This is a genomic window from Pseudomonas sp. P9_35 (assembly GCF_034008205.1).
Taxonomy (GTDB): domain Bacteria; phylum Pseudomonadota; class Gammaproteobacteria; order Pseudomonadales; family Pseudomonadaceae; genus Aquipseudomonas; species Aquipseudomonas kilonensis.
Map to the genome: position 1 here is coordinate 5,524,106 of NZ_CP125373.1, position 19,805 is coordinate 5,543,910.

Sequence of the window (19,805 nt, forward strand, 5' to 3'; positions counted from 1 at the left end):
AGGAAATCCAACATGTTCGCCAGAGTCATGACTATTCAGATCCAATCCGGGAAGCTTGAGGAAGCCACCGCCGTCTACCGCGACTACGTGCTCCCGGTAGCCAGGCAGCAGAAGGGTTTCGTCAGCGCCTTGCTGTTGACCGATGCGAGGACCGGAAAAGCCGTTTCGACCACCGTCTGGGAGACGGAGGCCAACCAGAATGCCGATGCGGCCAACGGCTATATCCAACGCGAGCTGGCCAGGATCGGCACCCTGATAGTCGCCCCGCCGACCCAGGAGGCGTTCGAAGTCAGCGTGCACACCTACAGCTGAAACCGACAATGCGAGGGGCTCCGGGGGTGGGCAGCCACCGGATATCTGTATGTTTATCTGAAAGATGTCCTTATGCGCCTGCCACGCACCAGGCTAGTGATATCGCGCAACTGCTGCCGCATAGGTGGCAACTGGTGTTATTAGGCGGAACGAGGTTCCCGGCGCATCAGACCACCACATTCCCTTACTACGACGAAAGAGCTAAATCCCCATGAAAACGACTGTTAGCTGCACGTTTAGATAACTGGCTGGGACGAGAAGCCGTCTCAAGAACTTGAGGAAACTCCGAAGCTCTCATACGCCAAAGTCACGCAGTCCTATGCTGGCGCCATCGAGAGAACAAGTAGCGTCGAATACCTCATGTCTTATTACGTTGACGGCACAGCTCTTGGGAAGGTCTGAAGTAGTCAGCGATTTTTAATGCCCTCCTTGGTTGAGGTTCAGGTAGCTTTGGATTCGAGCCAAAGATCGAGATCATGCTCAAACCAGCCCACTACCCCCCCACCGCTTAATTGCACGGAAGCTGGGGTGACAGCCGACCTGGCTTTTTTGCGAACGCGTTTTTCCTGTGGGAGCGAGCCTGCTCGCGAAGGCGGTTTCACGGCCAATGAAGATATTGGATGTGCCGGCCTCTTCGCGAGCAAGCTAGCTCCCACAGTGGTTTTGTGTTGAACATAAATTTTTTGTTCACTGGAGATTGAATGTGGGAGCGAGCTTGCTCGCGATAGCGGTGGTTCAGTTGCAATGATGTTGGATGTGCCGACGTCATCGCGAGCAGGCTCGCTCCCACAGGGGAAACGCGGTCCCACCAAGAACCAGGTCGGCTATCAGGCCGCCTCGCGGTGGACGTTGATCTCGGGCGCCCCGTTAACCACGCTGGCCGAACGCAGGCATTGTGCAGTGGGCATCCCGGCATGGATGCCGGGATAGCCGCGCTGGGCCATGGATGGCCCTTCGCGGCGGCCCACGGAGCAATGCCTTCGTTCAGGCACACCGAGCCTAGGCGAGGTGCCGAGTGGTGGGGCAAAGCGCTTTTGGTTACTTTTGGCTGGTCCGGCTCCCGGCTCTTCCAAAAGTGACCCGCTGTAAGAGCGGAACCGCCAGTAGCCCTTACCGCAGAAACGGATATACCCACCATCCCAAACCGCTTCTATCGCACTCAAGAGATCATCGACTCTTTGAAATCACACCCCCCATATACTGATTCAAATCGCGAAAATCCTGAACACTCCAAGGATGCGGCGATAGCTTCACACCATTCTCTCGCAAGGTCCTCGGAATCAAATCCCCATTGGGTCGCAGTATTATCGACGACACAATGACACCCGGATAATCACTCAGTCGTTTCTTGAAAGCAGACGTTGTAAGGTCAGGCGTAGGAGGATTGCTTTTATGAGCCAACGGCCCTGTCCCCTTGATATCTGCGCCGTGACACATGGCACATCTCTGTAAATAGAGATTTTTCCCATTGGCACTATCCGCAAAGGATAGTGATGTTTGAATGAGCGATAAAAACCCTAGCGAAGCGATGACTAATATTTTCATTATGCTTTCGGCACATGCCATTTTTTATGGGCGCAACGCCCTGCGGGAACAAACTCATTCCCACAGGATTTAGATGCCGGGATTGTTGTCTGTTCGCACAATCTGACTAGAACAGGTAGCCCATGTAGATCGCCGCGCCACCACCAGCCTGCAAGCCAGCGTTCATCCCGGCCATGACCACCGCGCCCTTGGCCGAACGCGCCAGTTGCCGGTTGACTGTGGTCGAAGCAATGAGCGAGGTTGCCGGGTTGGAACTCAGGACCACCGACAACGCCAGCAACTTGGGATCGAGCCCGAACAGCAGCGCTGTAGCCGAACCGCCGATCCCCAGGCCCAAGCCCACTTCGGTATACATGCAAGGGCCGGTGATGTCGTCACTGGTCAGGTCGCGATCGACCAGGGCGTCGCTGACAAACACTCTGCCAACGCTGTAAAAAGACTCCGCCGCACCGGCCGCACTGACGCCCTTCCCCTTGATCTGGATATTGATCTTGCCGAAACGCGGCAGCCTGGCGCCAAACCCGACACCCACGCCGACCCCGCCATAGCGGTAGCTGACGTCTTCGCCCTGGGGCGAGCGCAGGATAATCGAGCCACCACTGCCAGCCACCATGACCACGGTCAGGCCACCACCGCTAGCGGTCTGGTACTGCCAGCGACTCTCATTAACCGGAAGTGGGATGTTGTAGCTCATACGTTCAAAGTCCTTTATGTGAATGAACCGCATCGCGACCGCGTTGGCGGGTGGCTTTCAGCAGACCGACAAGGGTGAAGAACAGCCCCATGGCACCCAACATCACTGGTGTCCCCCACAGTGCACCTCGATCCACGACGAGGGGGTTGGCGGCCGGCTGCTCGGGCAAATAATAAACTCGCACCGGCTGCCCCGGCTCATAGCCGAAGATGAAGCCACCCTGGGGGTAGGAAATTTTTTCACCTTTGCCAGTGGTGAACGCGATTTCGGGGTGAGAACCACCGGCGTTCAGCCTACTAACGATGCCATCGGCGGTCTGTGCACGGGCGAGGAAGTCGCGACGGTCGAGGGTGAGATTGACGGCAATGCCCAGCAAGCCAATGCCAATCAGCGCAAAAAGCAGGCCCAGCAGTATCGTCCCGATGCGTGACGGGGTGTCGTTAGCCATAGCTTGTCCCGGTATTCATCCATGAAAGAAGGCGGCGAGGATAACAAAAAGCCTGCTATGCCGTAATGCTGTTCATTCGAGGTTTGTGACCGCCGTGGCAAGGGAACTTGCTCCCTCGCCACGGACGCCCATTAGCCTCTTTTGACTTTGAAGCGTCCCAACACCCGCTGCATCAGCGAGGCTCGCTCCGAAAGGTCCTTGGCCGCCACGGCGCACTCTTGCGAGTTCGACTGGTTTTTCTGCGTCACTTCGTCGATCTGCTCAAGCCCGATGCTGGCCTGCTGCAAACCTGAAGCCTGCTCGCTGGAGGCCTGGTAGATCAGCGAAACCAGGCTCGACACCGCACCGGTTCCACTGACGATGTTCTTCAGCGATTCGGCGGTCCGGCCGGCGATGATCATGCCGCGTTGGGTCTTGCTCGAGGAATCGGCGATCAGCGCGGCAGTCTGCTGGGCGGCCTCGGCACTGCGGGCGGCCAGGCTACGTACTTCGTCGGCCACCACGGCAAAACCGCGCCCAAGCTCACCAGCCCGGGCAGCTTCGATCGCCGCGTTCAAGGCCAGCAGGTTGGTTTGTGCGGCAATGTTGTCGATGGTGGTGATGATCGCCGTGATGTCCTTGCCCGAGTTGTCGATTTCGGCCATGGCGGCAATCAGTTCGCTCATCAATTTGTCGCTTTCCCCGGCATCGGCCCGCGAGGCCTGGGATTGCTCATCGGCCTTCTTGGCGTTGGCGGCATTGTCCCGGGTCTGAGCGGCCATCTGCGTCATCACCGCGCTGATTTCGGTGATGGACGAGGCGGAATTGGAAGCCCCGTCGGAGAGTGACTGACTCAAGTCGGTGACCTGCGCCGAGCTGCCAGTGATCTGGGTGGCGCTGACTTGAACCTCGGAAATCAGCTGGTTCAGGTTGCTGACCATTTTCTCCAACGACTTGCCAAGGGTGTCATGGGGCGAAGACAAGCGGACCTCCAGATCCAGGTCACCTTCGGAAATGCGCTCGGCCACCCGCACCTGCCGTTGCAGGCTTTCAGACATGTCGTTGAGGGCTGCAGACAACTGCCCAACCTCATCCTCGGATTTCTGCACCAGGCGACGAGAGAAATCTCCCAGGCTGATGGTCGCTGCCAAGGCGGCGGCTTCGCGAATCGGCCCAACGATTTTTGCCGCGGCATACCACAGGGCGGCCAGGGCCAACAACGAAATGACCAACCCTACCGATACCTGCCAGATGCTGTTGTTGAGGCTGCGCGCCTGCAGTTCCTGCTCCAGGGCGATGGCCTGGCTCATGACCACAGCCTTGGGCAGGCGAATCAACACCGCCCAGGGCTTGCCCGTGCGACCGAGCGCAATGGGCATCAGCACTTCGATGTTCTGTGTTTGCGCATTGAGCAGGCCATCACCCCGACCGCCCTGGATATCGCGGAGCACTTTTTCCCAGGAGTCAGGCAACAAGGCCTTGATCGGCTGGCCAATCAGGTCGGTCCGCTGGCTGTCCGCGACCACCAAGCCCTGGTTACTCAAGATCGAAACCGTGCCTTTGCCGCCGTAGAGATCGGCAGACATCTGCTCGCTGAGTTTCTGGATAAACGCGATATCGAAGTCAGCCCCGACCACACCGTAGAACTTGCCGTTGGACACGATGGGCACCGACAAGGTGGTCAGCCAGACGTTTTTACCCTGGACCACATAAGGAATGGGGTCCAGCACGCTTTCCTTGAGGGTGTCGCGCGGGCCGCTGTACCAGCCGCCCTTGGGTACACCGTTGGGATGACGGTCCGGGGAGTCATACTCGACCAATGGCTGCACCGCGACGTGGCCATCGGCGCTGCGCGTCCAGTAAGGCGTGAAGCGCCCGGTCAGCGGGTTATTGCCATCCTCTGCATTGCGGAACGCCGGATCCTGCCCATCCAACGCATTCGGTTCCCAGCAGGAATAGGTGCCGTTGAAGTCAGGGTTATCCTTGAGGACGCTGAGCAGTACGCTGTTGATCTGTTCGCGGCCCAATACCAGGGGGCTTTGCGCGGCCTTGCTGGCGGCAAAGGCATTGGCCATGGTGCGGGCTGCATCCAGCGCATTCTGCAACTTGGCCTGGATGGCGTTGGCCCGGGATTCGGCCAGGTTCTGAATTTCCCGGATGGTTGATTTTTCAACCAGTGCGCTGACCTCGGTCGAGACATATTGCTCGTTGGCCCGGGCGCTAAAGAGCCCGTAGACAATCAGGCTGATGGATGAAACAAACAGGCATACGCCTGCCGTGACACAAATACGTGCCTGCAATGACTTGAACTTCATATCATTCCCCGCCTGATTCTATTTATGGCCAACGTCAAAAGACGGCAGCATCTAACGTGTGCACGACACGGCATAACAATCGATCACGGCTGCTACGCCGCCCCCAAGGCAAACACCTTGGAAGAACTTGGCGATACAGCTCTTTATAAGAATTTCAATATGGCAGGTGGGGGGCGCAACCCCTGTCCACCCGCAGCGCAGAAGAGGTCGTCAAACCAAGAACCGAAGGCCTTATGTCCGCGACAATAAGGGCGATAGGTGGAAAGAATGCGAAAGCCTGCTTTTCCAGTCACCACAGGGGTCACCCTTGAATAATGCTGCAGATTCCCTTCTAACCATTAACCACAACAGCAAATTAACACGACCAACCTTTATACAAATACCCACTTAAGGCTTATACAAACCAGTACTTTAGTCGCAACAGTAACGTACTCATCAAGTACAAGATTAAAATTGAGACTCTCTCTTTGCATCGCACTGGCCACCACCCCGCAAGAGGGAGCTCAGGCAAGATATGAGCGCCGGGCTACACTTCATGCGCGTCCTGCAAGGCACAACGCTCAAGCGCCTTCTTCCGCATGGATAGGGAGATTCTCATGCACAGTCTCGCAAACTACGGATATACGAAGAGACCCGCCCCCGCCCCCGCCATTCGTGCAGTGCTGCCAGCCACTGGCGACATTGAACGGCACCCTCCTGGCTGAGTATTCCCTCGGCCACCTCAAGTCCGGGAGCGGTTGATTCGCTCCGGGACCTGTTCGCGACCCAACACTTGAAAAGACTTCCCGATCAATTGCATCGGCGTAGCAGGCACAGGCGCGCCGGATTCCTGGGAGCGCAGCCGTGCCCATGTACTGCCCTCTCTCACGTGCGAAAACAACCGCAAGGCGTCCACCCAATGTCGTGAAAAGGAGATCAACATGAACAACCTGAGCGATATAACGCTGGCAACATCCACCAACCCCAGCACCTTCCTCACGGTCCCGCTCGGCGATCCGGTCCAGGCTGACAACGGCAACATTCCACCCAACACGCGGATGCTGCCCGGCCAGTGGGCGGCAGCGGCCGGCAACGGCTATGTGTTGCTGCTGCAGCCTGATGGCAACCTGGTGCTGTACCAGGTCGTCACTGGCCCCGTGGCGGCCAACAGCTCGTTCACCGGTAGCGCGATCTGGGCCACGGGCACCAACAACGGTGCCTACTTCGATGTCCAGACCGATGGCAACCTGGTCCTGGGCACCAGCGACGGCAACGTGGCATGGTCGCCCTACACCAACGGCATCGACCCTCAGGAACTGCTCGTCCAGACCGACGGCAACCTCGTGCTGTACAACACCCTCAACCAAGCCTGCTGGGCCTCGAGCAGCAATCACTATCAGGTTTGGCCGCCAACTCGATGGGTCAATGTACAAAGCCGCCTCGTCGCACCCGAGAAAGGCGTGCCCTTTGTACTCACCTCCAGTTCCGACGGCGTGACGTTGAGCCCCTTCGTAGCTGGTTCGCCCAACCAGATCTGGCAAGTCACCGCCGATGGACGGCTGCTCAGTGGCCTGCTCGCCGGGTTGGTGCTGGGTCAGGATGCCGGCAGCAGTACGCCAACCAACACCACACAGAGCGTACCCGTCCCGGTCGAGCAGACCTGGCTCTGGGGAACGGGACTCGGCCCCACGGCCATCCAGAACAGCGCTTCGAACCAGTATCTGAGTGTCGACATCGCGGGGGGCTCGGTACAGATGCAAGACACCGACACCTCGAGCCAATGGTACTTCATGCCTACCACGCCCCTGGACAGCATCATGGCCTTGCCGGCGTCCGACCCGGCCTTCCCGGCCTTTACGCCTGACCAACAGGCTGTCTATGACTGGATCAACAACAAACTGGCGGCCATGAACAATCAGCCCCATTTGATCCTGCGCGAGCAGTACACCAACGGCGCCAGCACCCTGGACACTTACCGGCAAGACATGCTCGGCCTGGACTACAACGCGTTCCCAGCGCAAGTCTGGCACCCCGTAGTGGACCAGTTGAAGTTGGAGCTCAGCGCAGCGAGCGCCGTCAACAGCCTGTTCGCCTGCTATACCAGTTTCCACACCCTGTTGTTCGTGGACCAGGGGGCGCTGCTCTCCGAACTGGGTCAGGATGCCGGCTTCGAGGACGGTGACTCGACCAACATCGGCGGCATCATCCTGGCGGTGCTCTCGGGCGTCATCTACACCGTGCTCTCGGCTGAAACGATGGAAGGTGACATCAATTATTTCGCCGTCGCGGCCAACGTTCTCCAGAGCGGCATCAATGTGGCGGTCGCGGCCCAGAGTTCGAATGTTTCTCCCAGCCTGTTCCAGGTGGCCTATGCCGACCTGTGGGGGCAATTGAGCGCCACCTTCGAAGGGCTGTTGGACACTTTCGACACCATGGGAACCGCGATCCTGACCGACTGGGCCAAGCTGAAGATCAGCTATACGCTGATCGCTTCCACAGGGCCCGACGGGTTGTTCTGGAACTCCGGTGAAACCGGAAATATGGTGAAAGCCGCCAAGCAGGGTTACGTGTTGTCGGTGATGCAGATGCTGCTGCCGGCCAAATACCAGATCTACCAATATCTGGACGTCAATAACAACCCCATCGACGGTGTGCCCGCCTATGCGCAGTACATCACACCCGCGATCGACGGGACCTACTTCAAATACTGGATCGCCGATTCGACGGACTGGTCAATCTATCCGGAAGAAATCGCGCTCACCCAGGTCTGGGACAACGGCGGCTCGAAGGACAACTTCTTTAACAGCAGGAACGGTTGGGCGTTCGCCATGACGCGGCCCTACACCTACGGCGGCAATGACGCCAATTACCTGGTCATCGCGCTTACCAACCTGAGCCCGAACACGCTGGTGGCCACGGTGTTCAATCCGTCCCCCACTTCCGCCGGGCCGTCCCCACAGACCCTGTATCCCTACGAGACCGTGTTGATCGAGGCCGAAGCAGCATTTCCTGGTGGCGTAGCAATCACTCTCTCGATCTTCGACCCTTCCCGTGGCAACTACTTCGACGAGCCAATCGCCTCGTTCGATGCCTTTCAGGATTACTCTGGGTTCGCGGCCGGTAATGTACGCACCGCCAACGCCACGACGGCGGGCGACTACCAATTGTCGACACCGCTGTGCAACACGGGCGGGTTCAGGCAATACCCCGGCGCGATCCAGGCCAGTGTCTACCGTCCTTGAGGGGTGAATCGCAGGCATGACGAGCAGGAGTTCCGCTCGAAGAAAAAGCCTTGTTAGCTCCCACAACCCCATGTGGGAGCGAGCTTGCTCGCGATAGCGGAGGGTCAGTTTGCATTGATGCTGGATGTGCCGACGCCTTCGCGAGCAAGCTCGCTCCCACAGGGTTTTGTGTCGTGTGTAGATACCTTGAACACCCGAGAACACATGTGGGAGCGAGCTTGCTCGCGATAGCGATGGCTCAGCTACATCGATGCTCCCCCGCCTCAAGCCTTTCGAGTCCTCGGCAAGAAAATCGCCAACACCCCGAACAGCGGCAGGAACGAGCACAACCAGTACACATACTCGATGCCACGGATGTCCGCCAGGTGCCCCAGCAGCGCGGCGCCAATCCCGCCGAAACCGAACATCAGCCCGAAGAACACGCCGGCGATCATCCCGACATTGCCCGGCACCAGTTCCTGGGCATACACCACGATGGCCGAGAACGCCGAGGCCAGGATGAAGCCGATGACCACGCTGAGGATGCTGGTCCACAACAGGTCGACATGAGGCAGGATCAGGGTGAACGGTGCCACGCCGAGAATCGAGAACCAGATCACTGCCTTGCGCCCGATCCTGTCGCCAATCGGCCCACCGAAGAAGGTCCCCGCCGCCACTGCCCCGAGAAACAGGAACAGGTGCAATTGCGAAGAGGCCACCGACAGGTCGAACTTTTCGATCAGGTAGAACGTGAAATAGCTGGTGAAACTGGCCATGTAGAAATACTTGGAAAACACCAGCAGCCCCAGCACCACCAGCGCACTCAAGACCCGGCCTTTGGATAGGCCATGTGTGGCCGCCTGGCCTTGCTTGAGCTTGAACAGGTTCAGGTGGTTGGCGTACCAACGGCTGATGCGGTACAGCACGAACAGCGCAAACAAGGCGAACAACCCGAACCAGGCCACATTGCCTTGCCCATAAGGAATGATGATCGCCGCCGCCAGCAGCGGGCCAAAGGCTGAGCCGGCGTTACCGCCCACCTGGAACGTCGATTGCGCCAGCCCGTAACGGCCGCCCGAGGCCAATCGCGCCACCCGCGACGCTTCCGGGTGAAAGGTCGACGAGCCAATGCCGATCAATGCCGCCGCCAACAGGATCAAGGCAAAACTGCCGACCATGGACATCATCACAATGCCGATCAGCGTGCACACCGTCCCGGCCGGTAGCAGCCAGGGCTTGGGGTGCCGGTCAGTGTGATAGCCGACCCAAGGCTGCAACAAAGAGGCGGTCAACTGGAACGTCAGCGTGATCAAGCCAACCTGAGTGAACGTCAGGCCATAGCTGTCCTTGAGCATTGGATAAATCGAGGGCAGCACGGCCTGGATCAAGTCGTTGATCAAGTGCGCCAGCGCCACGGCGCCGATGATCCGCATAACCAACGGGCTGCTTTGCGCAGTGGCGGCAATGGGTGGGATCTCGGCCTGGGTATTGCTGATAGCCATGGGAGTTTCCATACGACAGAGGGTGCACACGGGCAGGTGCGTCAATGTGCCATTTTTCGGTGCAGCAAGGCTATCCCCTTAGCTAGCTATCGACTTCGAAAAATTGTCGAAATCCAAGGTGATAGCCCTACGCCATGGTCTGAATCTTGCCTTGTTAATGGCCTACGACGCGGCTCCTTACAAAGGGGACCGAGAATGGGAAGTTTCGCTACAGAGCTGGCCTACTGAGCCGATTTGGACAAACTTTCGAGGCCTTTTAAAAGGGCACCTGTTTCGGCACTTGTGTAGAAAACGCACAAAAACAGTGCAGGGTGTTCAGGGGAGTATGGGCATGCAGGCTTTTTTATCACCGGGAATCAGATTGTTGGGGCATTTCGGCTTCGCCCGCAAATTCCAATTGCTGTTCCTGCTTTTTATCCTGCCGCTCATGGGCAGCCTGTGGCTCATCGGCCAGGACTATCGCGACAAACTCAGCCTGATTTCCGGGGAACGCGCCGGGGTGCGCCAATTGCTGGCCCTGGATAACCTGGACAACCTGCTCACCGCCCAGCGCAACCGCGCCGCCCGCTGGCGCGCCACCGAAACCAATCGGCAGCCGACACCCGCGACGCTGGCCGCCATGGCGGCGTACGACGCAGTGCAACCGGCCCTCACCCAGGCCGCCAGTGACCTGGGCAACGCCCTGCAAACCGAAGGGGCCGAAGCCGATACCCTCGCCCGCTATCAAGCCCTGCAAACCAGCCTCAACGGTCTGGATTCGAAAAGCCTGGGCAGCGTGGGCTGGTGGCCGGATGGCTACGACCGCTTCACCGCCGCCCTCAGCGCCCTGCAAGCCTTGCGCGAGCAGATGGTCATGGACAACCGCCTGACCCTCGCCTCCTGGCTGGAAACGTATTTGCTGACGCAGATTTCCACTCAGCAGACGCCAGACCTGATCGAACGGGTCGGTCGCCTGGCCAGCGTTGGACAGGCTTCCGTGGTATCAGGCCAGTTCACGTTGCAGAGCCGCCTGCAACTGCGGGACCTGCGCAGCCGTATCGGCGACGCGCGGGACCAACTGGTCAAGACCGGAGCGCTGCTGGAATCCCGCCTGCCCAGCGATCTGCAAACCTGGGCCGGACAATACCAGGGCAGCCTCAAGCACTTGGATGCCGGCCTGAAAGTGTTGGATGACGGCGTGTTCGGCGGTTCCATCAATCTCAAGCCCGAAGACTTCGAGAAACACATGGACGCCCTCCTCGCCGAGCTGGCGACCCTGCGGCAACAGTCACTGGTGGCACTGGATACGCGCCTGGACCACTACCACGGTTCGGCGATTCGCCAGTTCACCCTGGTAGCGACGGTACTGGGCTGCCTGCTGCTGGCGGCGCTGTATCTTTTTGTTTGCCTGCAAGCGTCGATCCGGCGCAGCGCCAGCGGCATCACCCTGCTGGCCGAAGCCCTGCGCGACGGCAATCTCAGCCTGCAAGTGCCGGTGCAAGGGCGCGATGAACTGGCGGCCATCAGCACCGCCCTCAACGTCGCCGTGGTGCAGTTGCGCAACAGCCTGCTGGGGGTCGACCACGAAACGCTGCAGTTGAGCAACGCCGTACGCACCCTCAATACCCACTCCAGCGGCGCCCTGGGCGAAGTCGAAGCCCAGCAGATGCAGATCAGCCAGATCGCTGCCGCAGCGACACAACTGGCCGCCACCTCCCAGGGTGTGGCGAAGAGTTGTGAACAGGCCTCCGATAGCGCCCAGCAGACCCGCCGCATCGCCACCGACAGCAGCCGCGACAGCCAACGCACCACGGCCAGCATCCAGCAGCTCAACCAGCGCCTCAACGAAACCGCCGCCGCACTGGGACGGGTCAGCGAACAGGGGCAACAGATCCAACTGGTGGTCGATACCATTCGTGGCGTGGCCGAGCAGACCAATCTTCTGGCCCTCAATGCCGCCATCGAAGCCGCTCGCGCCGGGGAACAGGGCCGTGGTTTCGCGGTGGTGGCCGACGAGGTACGCAGCCTGTCGCAACGCACCCAATCCTCCACGCAACAGATTGCCGCCACCGTCGACAGCCTGCGCGCCACGGTCAACGAAGCCGTCAGCCTGATGGAAGCCGCCTGCGGCCAGGCCCAGACCGACGCTCAAGCAGTCACCGGCCTTGGCGAACGGCTGGGAGAAATTGCCAGCGCGGTGCAAAGCGTCACCGACACCCTGGCGCAAATCGCCACTGCCGTGGATGAACAAGCCAGCACCGCCGACGAGGTCAGCGGCAATATCCAGCAGGTCGACCAGGCAGCGATGCGTTTGCTTGAAGGCGCACGGGCCGTGAATTTGGCGGCGGACACCCTGAGCCAGGGAAGCCGGGCCCTGAGTGCCAACACAGGGAGATTTCAGCTCGGTTGATAGCGATTTGCAGCGAGGATTGTTAAGCGGTTGAAAGCGCAGAGAAATATTTCAGATTTACGCTTGACACATCTTCGTTACCGGCGAATAATGCGCGCCACTTGGCTACATAGCTCAGTTGGTTAGAGCATAGCATTCATAATGCTGGGGTCCGGGGTTCAAGTCCCTGTGTAGCCACCAAGTACCGATCCATAGATGTCTACAGCAGTCTATGAATCACCTCAAGAAGCCCGCCTAGTGCGGGCTTTCTTGTTTCTGGCTGTTCACCTCTGTCTACCCCTATCCTTCCCCACCGTGTATGCCCACGTGTATGCTTCAGAACTAATTGAACTGGAGGCATACACGGATGAAACGCGCCGATATCAAGCGACGCCCTCTCGCTGATACAACACTTTCCAGCCTGGAGCCGGAGGCCGGGGCATACCGCGAACTAGACAGTCCTGGGCTGTATTTCAGAGTCAAACCAAACGGCCAAAAATCTTGGGAATTACGCTACAAGAAACCGGACGGCAAATGGTCTTGGCTAGGTCTCGGCGGCTATCCAGAAGTAAGCGGCGCCTTCGCTCGACAGAAAGCGGCAGAGCTGAGAGCTGACGCCTCAGAGGGCAAGAACCCAATCATCTCCAAGAAGGCTCGTCAGGCGGCTGACATTGACGCAGCCAATGACACCTTCGAATCACTAGCCAGGGAATGGCATACGTCTCGCCTCAGCGGCTGGGATGCTGGAACTGCCAAAAGGATACTCGGCGCACTCGAACGCCACGTGTTCCCCTCGCTCGGTAAACGTCCCTATACCTCGATCATGTCTATGGAGTGGATGGAGCTATTGAGAGGGCTTGAGCGCCAGGGGATTTTGGAACAGATGAGCCGCGTGAGGGCTTACTGCAAAGATATCTATGACCTGGCTCGCGTAACCGGCAGAGCCGTCAACAACCCCTTGGAGGGCGTGCATAAGTTTCTGTCATCGGGAAAGGCGGAGAACTACGCTCATGTCTCACCTGACGAGCTTCCTCAGTTACTCAGAGCGATACGTTCCTATCCGCATGCCAAAGATGTTCAGCTTGGATTGCGGCTGTTGACCCTGATGGCAGTCCGTCCCAGCGAACTTCGCGAAGCTCATTGGGTGGAGTTCGACTTCGGCAAGAAACTGTGGACAGTGCCTGTCGAACGTAAGGGACGTAAAAAAGGCCGCGAACATCTGGTGCCGCTATGCACTCAAGCCGTAGATGCCCTATTGGAGCTTCGGCAACTTACCGGTGCATACCCTCTCCTGTTTCCAGGTAGAAGCGACCGCACCAAACCCCGAAGCGACACCGTGTTTCTCATGGCACTCAGGCGTCTTGGTTACGAAGGCCGCCAGACCGGTCATGGCTTCCGCCACATCGCCAGCACCATCCTCAATGAGCATGGTTACCCCGCTGACCATATCGAGGCCCAACTCAGTCACAAGGCACAGGGTGTCCGAGGTATTTACAACAAAGCTCAGTACCTCGAGCAACGCGTGAAAATGATGCAGTGGTATGCGGATCACCTTGATGCCCTAGAGGCAGGCAATGTCGTGCAAGGCCAATTTGGAAAGGCGGTATGAGAACGCATACCCAGCCCCCCTCCAAAACCGGTGTAACGCGTGTGACACGTGTAACGAACGACATCAACCAATTGAATTTATTATGTTTTTTTCGAGTTACACCGCGACCACCTCAACGATACACCGAGTGTAACAACACCAAGTCGTGTAACGAAAATCCGCCTCCTTCAGCCCTGCGGGCAATGCCGGTTTCACATGTGCATCGCTGCAACTGCCCCCCAGCTCCGGGGCGACGGGGTGCCCAACGTGCACATTGAACCGAGCGCTGGCATAGAGGAGCTGGAAATTGCAGGGATCGACGTAACGTGCTTAATCCAGGACATGGACGACGTCGAACGAGCCATTCGTGAATTGGCCCTCTATCGCCAGTTCAGCGAGCACTTTCGACAAGCATTCGACCTTATCGACGACGCCACTTCATTCTGGCTTGAGGATGGCTCCTACGCGCTGTGTGCTGAGCCAGTCACAACAACGATCTTTGAACTACGTGACGTCATCGATGACCATGCCAGCGTCGCGGGAGCAGCCTCATTGCCAAATGTCATTCGACATCTCCCTGGCTTCAATCATCAAGCTACAGACTCGCAACTGGCAGCGACCTTTGCTCTCGTGCTTGGCACCGAAGCTGTAGAGGTACTCGGAAACTGGTTGTTCGAACTTGAGCTTGCGACATACGACATCGATGCAGAACTGCTAGAGCAGTTGAGAAATGACTCGCCCCGCCAGTATCTAGTCTTGGTCGAAAAAGAACGATTCCGCCGCAGTGGAACCGAAATCAAAGCGCGAGAGCGATTCGCTGAATTGTTGGGTGAAGCCAAACAGACCCTATCGATGGCAGTACTGTACAGGCAAGCAGAGAACATCGACGTATTCAAGACTGGCTTCAACACATCCAGCCTGATGCACCAAATGCTCGACGAGGCCTTCTCGGCAAAAGCATCAAAGCGGGGTCATGAAGCCGGTAAGGGAAATCGAGACCCTGAATCAAAAATACAATCGGACACGATGTATAGGCGCGCAAATATCAAGGCAGCAGCCGAAAAAATCATTAGTGGCCGCTTGATTGAAAAGCGCAGTCTGAGCGATGCAGAGCTAACCAATCTGCTTTTCGACCAGAACGTTCATGGAACCAAAAAAACCATCAGGGACCACCTGACCATCCTGGGTCTTAGACCACTCAAATAAAAAAAGGGGAGCGGACACAGTCCGTTCCCCCTCCCCTACGTAGCGTATGGCCTGTTGTCTCATTTCACACAGGTTAGGCTCGCTATGAATACCGCATCAAAAACCATCGCTTCTCATGACCCAGCATCGACCCTCATTCGAATGCCCGAGGTCATTTCAATCGTAGGGCTCGCACGTCCAACCATCTACAAGCTCATGCGCCAACCGGACAGTGGATTCCCAATGCCGGTGAAGCTCAGCAACAGCAACGCCCGAAGCGCTCCGGTTGCATGGGTTTTGGCAGAAGTTCAAGCATGGACACGAGCACGCATCGCTGCCCGTGATCAGGTGGCCGCATGAGCCGCAAGATCGCCAACAAAGCCCTGATGCACCCGTTTTCCATTCTTCGCCAGATCGGCTTTTCGCCCCGCCTCATGCAGCGCCTGGAGCGCTACCGCAGCCTGCAGGACAAACAAGGGCGTGTGGTCAGCGTACTCAGCTGGGCCGACGGCACCTGGTGCGCGCTCTCCCTCCACTGCGAAAAGACCGGGGCGGTGATCGTCGACGAAGGCCAGCAAGCAGAAGCCTACGAAGACGCCCGCTCAATGCTCCAAGGCGGCTTTCTGCCCCTGCTTTCCCTGCGCTTTGAATTTCATGCCTGAAACGAAAACGCCTCCGGGAGCGATCCGGAGGCGTTGAGGTAAATCTACATGCCCGAACAATTTATGCCACACCTGAAAAATCCGCAAGCCACCCGCGTAGTTGCACTTTCGAAAAACGAGCGGTACTCTCTGGTCGTCGCTGCAAATTCAGCGAATGGGCTTGGCGGCCCAAACAGTACAAGGCGCAACAGCGCCCCCATTACGATTGCAGGCGCTTTTTTTGTGTCTGCATTCCCGTGTTATGGCGGGTTGCGTAGGAGCACCCTCGGGTGCGCCGGTCTCCTTGTACGCCGGTCCGCCAATCCTGCGCAATCCGTCACCCTAATCTGCTTGGCGGCAGACGGTGGCGGTTCCTCAGTACAAGGAGCCTTCACAAATGCAACACGCCCTCAATCCGTCCAAAATTCGCGCCGCTGCACACCGTGCAATGGCTCTCGCCGCTCTACACGCCAACTCCAGCCTCGCTACTCGTCTTGCCCGTTACAACGCCCATATGGTCAAAGCTCGCGCTCTCGAAGCCGCAGGCGGTGCCCAATGAATTCCTCCCTCAGCTTCGCCTTGCCCGAAGACCTGCTCTGCGTCAGCAAAGACATCGAAAAGGGTGTCCCGGTTGATGCAATCACCTGCGCTATCAACCGCGCAGAGTCCGTACTGATGTTGCTTGAGGACCATTTCGAAAGCGAAAGCGACAGACCACGCCTAGCCAATCACGTCCTCGCCGCAGTTATTTGGGATGTCCGGGGCACCCTGGGATTGATCAAAACTCTCACCCTGCACGGTGACACCACGTCTGTTCCGATGGATCAGAAAGGCGGTGCCGTATGAGCGCGCACACCACACTAGGCCGAGCGTCGTTTTTCAATAAAACATCCGGCCAGGGCGTGTTTCGGGTGAATGCGGGCATTCCTATTGAGGATGCACTCGAAACGGTTTCGCTCCTCCAGCATTACGCCAATCAACTCTCCCTCGATGCCGCCATGAGCGATAAGGGCGAGCGCTACAGTTGGTGCGCGCTCTACCTCGGCGAAATGGCCAAAGCCCTGATCGATGACGTAAACGATGCGATGTTTATGCCGGGGGCCGATACATGACCCAGCGCACGAACAGCCCAACCAAACGCCCCAGCTTTGCCGACGTGAAAAGCGCCGCACTCAAGGACATTGATCGCGTGCTGTCTCACTGGCTCCCCAACGGCAAGCGTGTCGATGGCGGCAAGGAATACACCGCCCCCAATCCGACCCGCACGGACAAACGTGCCGGGTCGCTCAAGGTCAACTTGAGCAAAGGCACCTGGGCGGATTTTGCTACCGGTGACAAGGGCGGCGACCTGATCGATCTGGTGCGCTACCTAGACGGCGGCACAGACGTCGAAGCCTGCAACAAGCTAGCGGATCTGCTGCACGTATCGGCAGGCGCCGCGCAATCGAAGCCTGTACCGAGCAAAAGCAAAGCACCGGAATGGATCGCCATCCAGCCTGTCCCGATCGAGGCCATGAACAAGTGCCCGGCCAAACACCGGCAACACGGTGCGCCCTCCAAGGTGTGGATCTATCGCGATGCGCAAGGCCAGCCCCTCATGGCGCTTTATCGCTTCGACCTGAGGCCGGACGAAGACGGCAAGCCAAGGAAAGTCTTTGCACCGTTGACCTGGTGCCACCGCGCCGACGGCCAAACCACTCAATGGCGGTGGCAAGGTCTGCCCGATCCGCGCCCTCTTCTGCGCCTGGACGAACTATCGCAACGGCTCGATGCGCCGGTCGTACTGTGCGAAGGCGAGAAAGCAGCCGATGCCGCTGCCGAGCTGATGCCGAGTTACGTGGCGACTTGCTGGCCGAACGGTTCCAACTCTTGGCACAAGGCCGACCTGACACCGCTCAAAGGACGGTCTGTCTTGTTGTGGCCGGACAACGATTCCAGCGGTCAGAGCTGCATGGACGCCGTCGCGGAAAAGCTGCGTGAAATCGGCGCCGCCTCAGTGCAAGCAATCGCCCTGGACGTCTTCAAACGCAAGCCCACGCTGAAGAATGGCGAACCGATCTTTGCCAAGGGCGGTCAATGGGACGATGGCGATGATGCAGCCGACGCACTCGCCAAGGGCTGGACATCGGCCCACCTCGCCGAGCTGGAGCGCACTGGCGAGCTGTTTGGCTCGGCACCCGCCCCCGCTCCGACCGGAGAAATCGAAACAAAGACGCAGCCCAAAACCAAGCGGCCAGCAAAATCAAAAAATGACCTGCTGCCCGGCGGTTTTCGCCTGACGTCAGAAGGCGTGTTTTATTCCGGCGACGACGGTGAAGCTCGGCCTGTATGTTCGCCTCTGGAGATCCTCGCACGCACCCGTGACGACAAGGGCCACAACTGGGGCTTGCTGGTCGAGTTCGACGACCCGGACGGACAGAAGAAGCGCTGGAACATTCCGGCCCGCACCATGACCGGCGACTTTGGCAAGGACGTCCTTGGCCCGCTGGTGGACATGGGGCTACGTCTGGCGGGCAGCCGCTCAGGACGCAACGCACGCAACGACCTGCAAAGTTATTTGCAGGGCTTTGACAGTGCGCAACGGGCTCGTCTGGTCACTCGGTTGGGCTGGCACGGAAACGCCTTCCTGTTACCCGAACGCCAGATCGGCTCGCATGACGAACATCTGCACTTCTATGAGGCTGGGGCACAACTCCCACCGATCAGCGAGTCCGGCACGCTGGAGCAATGGCAGGAGCAAATTGGCGCACTGTGCATCGGCAACCATCGCTTGGCGTTCGTCGTCAGTGTGGCTTTTGCTGGACCATTGCTGAACATGCTGGGTCACGAGTCGGGCGGGTTTCACCTCTACGGCGACAGCTCCGGCGGCAAGACCACGCATCTGCAAGTCGCCGCCTCCGTCTATGGCGGGCCGCGTGTGGTGCGTTCCTGGCGCTCGACAGACAACGCCCTGGAATCCATCGCCGCCGCGCACTCGGACGGGCTCCTGGTGCTGGATGAAATCGGCATGTGCGACCCGCGCATCATCGGTGAAACGGTGTACATGCTGGGCAATGGCACCGGTAAGGCTCGCGCCAATGATCGAGGACAAGCGGGCCGACAGGTACAGGAGTGGCGCTTGCTGTTTCTTTCGACGGGCGAGAAGACGTTGGCGCAGCACATGGCCGAGGCCAACAAGGAGCTGAAAGCCGGCATGGAAGTGCGCATGTTGGCCGTGCCAGCGGACGCCAGTAAAGGCCTCGGCATGTTCGATGTGTTGAGTGGTTTCGACGACGCAGCGGCCCTCTCTGACGCGCTCAAGGCTCGGGTAGCCAAATACTACGGCACGCCACTCACCGCGTTCCTGGCGGCCCTTTGCGAGCCCGGCAAGATGCATGGATGGTCAACCATCCTCCGCCGTACTCTGGAAGGCTTTGTTTCCAAAGCGCTCCCCGCTTCGGCCAGTGGGCAGGCACACCGAGCCGCCGCACGCTTTGGGCTGGCCGCCGCTGCCGGAGAGCTGGCGACCGCTCTCGGCATTACCGGCTGGCCCGACGGCACCGCGACCACAGCGGCACGTGTGTGCCTGAACGCGTGGCTGAATGAGCGTGGCGGTGCCGGAAACCTTGAAGGCGATGCGATTTTGGCCCGTCTGCGCCAGATCATCGAGCGCTTTGGTGAAAGCCGCTTCACACGCTGGGAAACCGCCGCCGCGAAGATCGATGAGCACGGGCCCCGCACCATTGATCGGCTGGGCTTTCGCAAAACCCTGGAGCACGGCATGGGCGACACCATGCACACCACCCACACCTACTACGTGCTGCCCGAGGCATGGCGATCCGAAATATTTCGGGGCATGAACATCAACGCCGTGAACAAGGAGCTGCTGCACCGGGGGGTGTTGGAACCTGGCAGCGATGGAAAGGCATCGAGCTTGGTCCGGTTACCCGGTTTAGGCCCGCAACGCTGCTACATCGTGAAGACGATACCGGGAACGGATGAGAGCGAGGCTCGGGCTGCCTGAAGGCATCCCTACTGATCGAGGTAGC

The 19,805-nt window shown here is 58.8% G+C and carries 17 protein-coding genes, 1 tRNA gene and 1 pseudogene; 12 read left to right on the forward strand and 7 right to left on the reverse strand.

All coding sequences use genetic code 11. The features are described from left to right. Nucleotides 1-12: 12 nt before the first annotated feature. Together QMK47_RS24535 and QMK47_RS28815 are read left to right on the forward strand one after the other, a co-directional pair. Nucleotides 13-312, forward strand: coding sequence for an antibiotic biosynthesis monooxygenase family protein (locus QMK47_RS24535; RefSeq protein WP_253478173.1), 300 nt, complete (start codon nt 13-15; stop codon nt 310-312). Nucleotides 313-552: 240 nt separating this feature from the next. Further along, on the forward strand, nt 553-714 hold the full coding sequence (locus QMK47_RS28815; RefSeq protein WP_367399821.1) for a DUF3224 domain-containing protein: 162 nt from the start codon (nt 553-555) through the stop codon (nt 712-714). A gap of 425 nt (nt 715-1,139) precedes the next feature. Here the strand turns inward: QMK47_RS28815 and QMK47_RS24540 are convergent, their stop codons facing one another. The 6 genes and pseudogenes from QMK47_RS24540 to QMK47_RS28825 form a co-directional block, all read right to left on the reverse strand. Further along, nucleotides 1,140-1,280, reverse strand: a complete 141-nt coding sequence (locus tag QMK47_RS24540) for a hypothetical protein (RefSeq protein ID WP_258691288.1) — start codon at nt 1,278-1,280, stop codon at nt 1,140-1,142. A gap of 199 nt (nt 1,281-1,479) precedes the next feature. Next, on the reverse strand, nt 1,480-1,857 hold the full coding sequence (locus QMK47_RS24545; RefSeq protein ID WP_253478176.1) for a c-type cytochrome: 378 nt from the start codon (nt 1,855-1,857) through the stop codon (nt 1,480-1,482). A gap of 106 nt (nt 1,858-1,963) precedes the next feature. Continuing rightward, nucleotides 1,964-2,551, reverse strand: a complete 588-nt coding sequence (locus tag QMK47_RS24550; RefSeq protein ID WP_214512448.1) for a hypothetical protein — start codon at nt 2,549-2,551, stop codon at nt 1,964-1,966. 4 nt (nt 2,552-2,555) lie between these two features. Beyond that, nucleotides 2,556-2,999: a DUF3592 domain-containing protein gene (locus QMK47_RS24555; protein ID WP_214512447.1), complete on the reverse strand. Its 444-nt coding sequence runs from the start codon at nt 2,997-2,999 to the stop codon at nt 2,556-2,558. Between the two features lie 131 nt (nt 3,000-3,130). Further along, the gene (locus QMK47_RS28820; protein ID WP_408980872.1) at nt 3,131-4,036 is read right to left on the reverse strand and encodes a methyl-accepting chemotaxis protein; all 906 of its coding nucleotides are present in this window, start codon (nt 4,034-4,036) and stop codon (nt 3,131-3,133) included. Further along, nucleotides 4,031-5,293: pseudogene (locus tag QMK47_RS28825) on the reverse strand (HAMP domain-containing protein); the annotation flags it as partial. The gene QMK47_RS28820 and the pseudogene QMK47_RS28825, both read right to left, overlap by 6 nt. Before the next feature lie 920 nt (nt 5,294-6,213). On the opposite strand from QMK47_RS28825, the gene QMK47_RS24565 reads away from it, so the two are divergent. Then, the gene (locus tag QMK47_RS24565) at nt 6,214-8,514 is read left to right on the forward strand and encodes a hypothetical protein (protein WP_258689371.1); all 2,301 of its coding nucleotides are present in this window, start codon (nt 6,214-6,216) and stop codon (nt 8,512-8,514) included. A 263-nt stretch (nt 8,515-8,777) separates the two neighbouring features. On the opposite strand, the gene QMK47_RS24570 is transcribed toward QMK47_RS24565, so the two are convergent. Continuing rightward, a complete protein-coding gene (locus QMK47_RS24570; RefSeq protein WP_320389441.1) occupies nt 8,778-9,995 on the reverse strand; it encodes an MFS transporter in 1,218 nt (405 codons plus the stop codon). A gap of 331 nt (nt 9,996-10,326) precedes the next feature. Here QMK47_RS24570 and QMK47_RS24575 point away from each other — a divergent pair, with 331 nt between their 5' ends. The 9 genes from QMK47_RS24575 (at nt 10,327) to QMK47_RS24615 (ending at nt 19,780) form a co-directional block, all read left to right on the forward strand. Beyond that, nucleotides 10,327-12,384: a methyl-accepting chemotaxis protein gene (locus QMK47_RS24575; protein ID WP_253478187.1), complete on the forward strand. Its 2,058-nt coding sequence runs from the start codon at nt 10,327-10,329 to the stop codon at nt 12,382-12,384. A 103-nt stretch (nt 12,385-12,487) separates the two neighbouring features. After that, nucleotides 12,488-12,564: transfer RNA gene (locus tag QMK47_RS24580), tRNA-Met, on the forward strand. 166 nt (nt 12,565-12,730) lie between these two features. Beyond that, nucleotides 12,731-13,972 (forward strand): tyrosine-type recombinase/integrase, encoded by a 1,242-nt coding sequence (locus tag QMK47_RS24585; RefSeq protein ID WP_256453736.1) that lies wholly within the window; start codon nt 12,731-12,733, stop codon nt 13,970-13,972. Nucleotides 13,973-14,167: 195 nt separating this feature from the next. Further along, a complete protein-coding gene (locus QMK47_RS24590) occupies nt 14,168-15,157 on the forward strand; it encodes a hypothetical protein (RefSeq protein WP_320389442.1) in 990 nt (329 codons plus the stop codon). Between the two features lie 84 nt (nt 15,158-15,241). Next, nucleotides 15,242-15,496, forward strand: a complete 255-nt coding sequence (locus tag QMK47_RS24595) for a helix-turn-helix transcriptional regulator (protein ID WP_082097993.1) — start codon at nt 15,242-15,244, stop codon at nt 15,494-15,496. After that, complete coding sequence (locus QMK47_RS24600; RefSeq protein WP_320389443.1) at nt 15,493-15,798, forward strand: hypothetical protein; 306 nt, start codon at nt 15,493-15,495, stop codon at nt 15,796-15,798. The genes QMK47_RS24595 and QMK47_RS24600 overlap by 4 nt, the downstream gene beginning before the upstream one ends. 534 nt (nt 15,799-16,332) lie before the next feature. Further along, nucleotides 16,333-16,623, forward strand: a complete 291-nt coding sequence (locus QMK47_RS24605; protein ID WP_010457912.1) for a hypothetical protein — start codon at nt 16,333-16,335, stop codon at nt 16,621-16,623. Next, nucleotides 16,620-16,889, forward strand: coding sequence for a DUF3077 domain-containing protein (locus QMK47_RS24610; RefSeq protein ID WP_009045449.1), 270 nt, complete (start codon nt 16,620-16,622; stop codon nt 16,887-16,889). The genes QMK47_RS24605 and QMK47_RS24610 overlap by 4 nt, the downstream gene beginning before the upstream one ends. Further along, on the forward strand, nt 16,886-19,780 hold the full coding sequence (locus QMK47_RS24615; protein WP_320389444.1) for a DUF927 domain-containing protein: 2,895 nt from the start codon (nt 16,886-16,888) through the stop codon (nt 19,778-19,780). The genes QMK47_RS24610 and QMK47_RS24615 overlap by 4 nt, the downstream gene beginning before the upstream one ends. Nucleotides 19,781-19,805 lie beyond the last annotated feature (25 nt).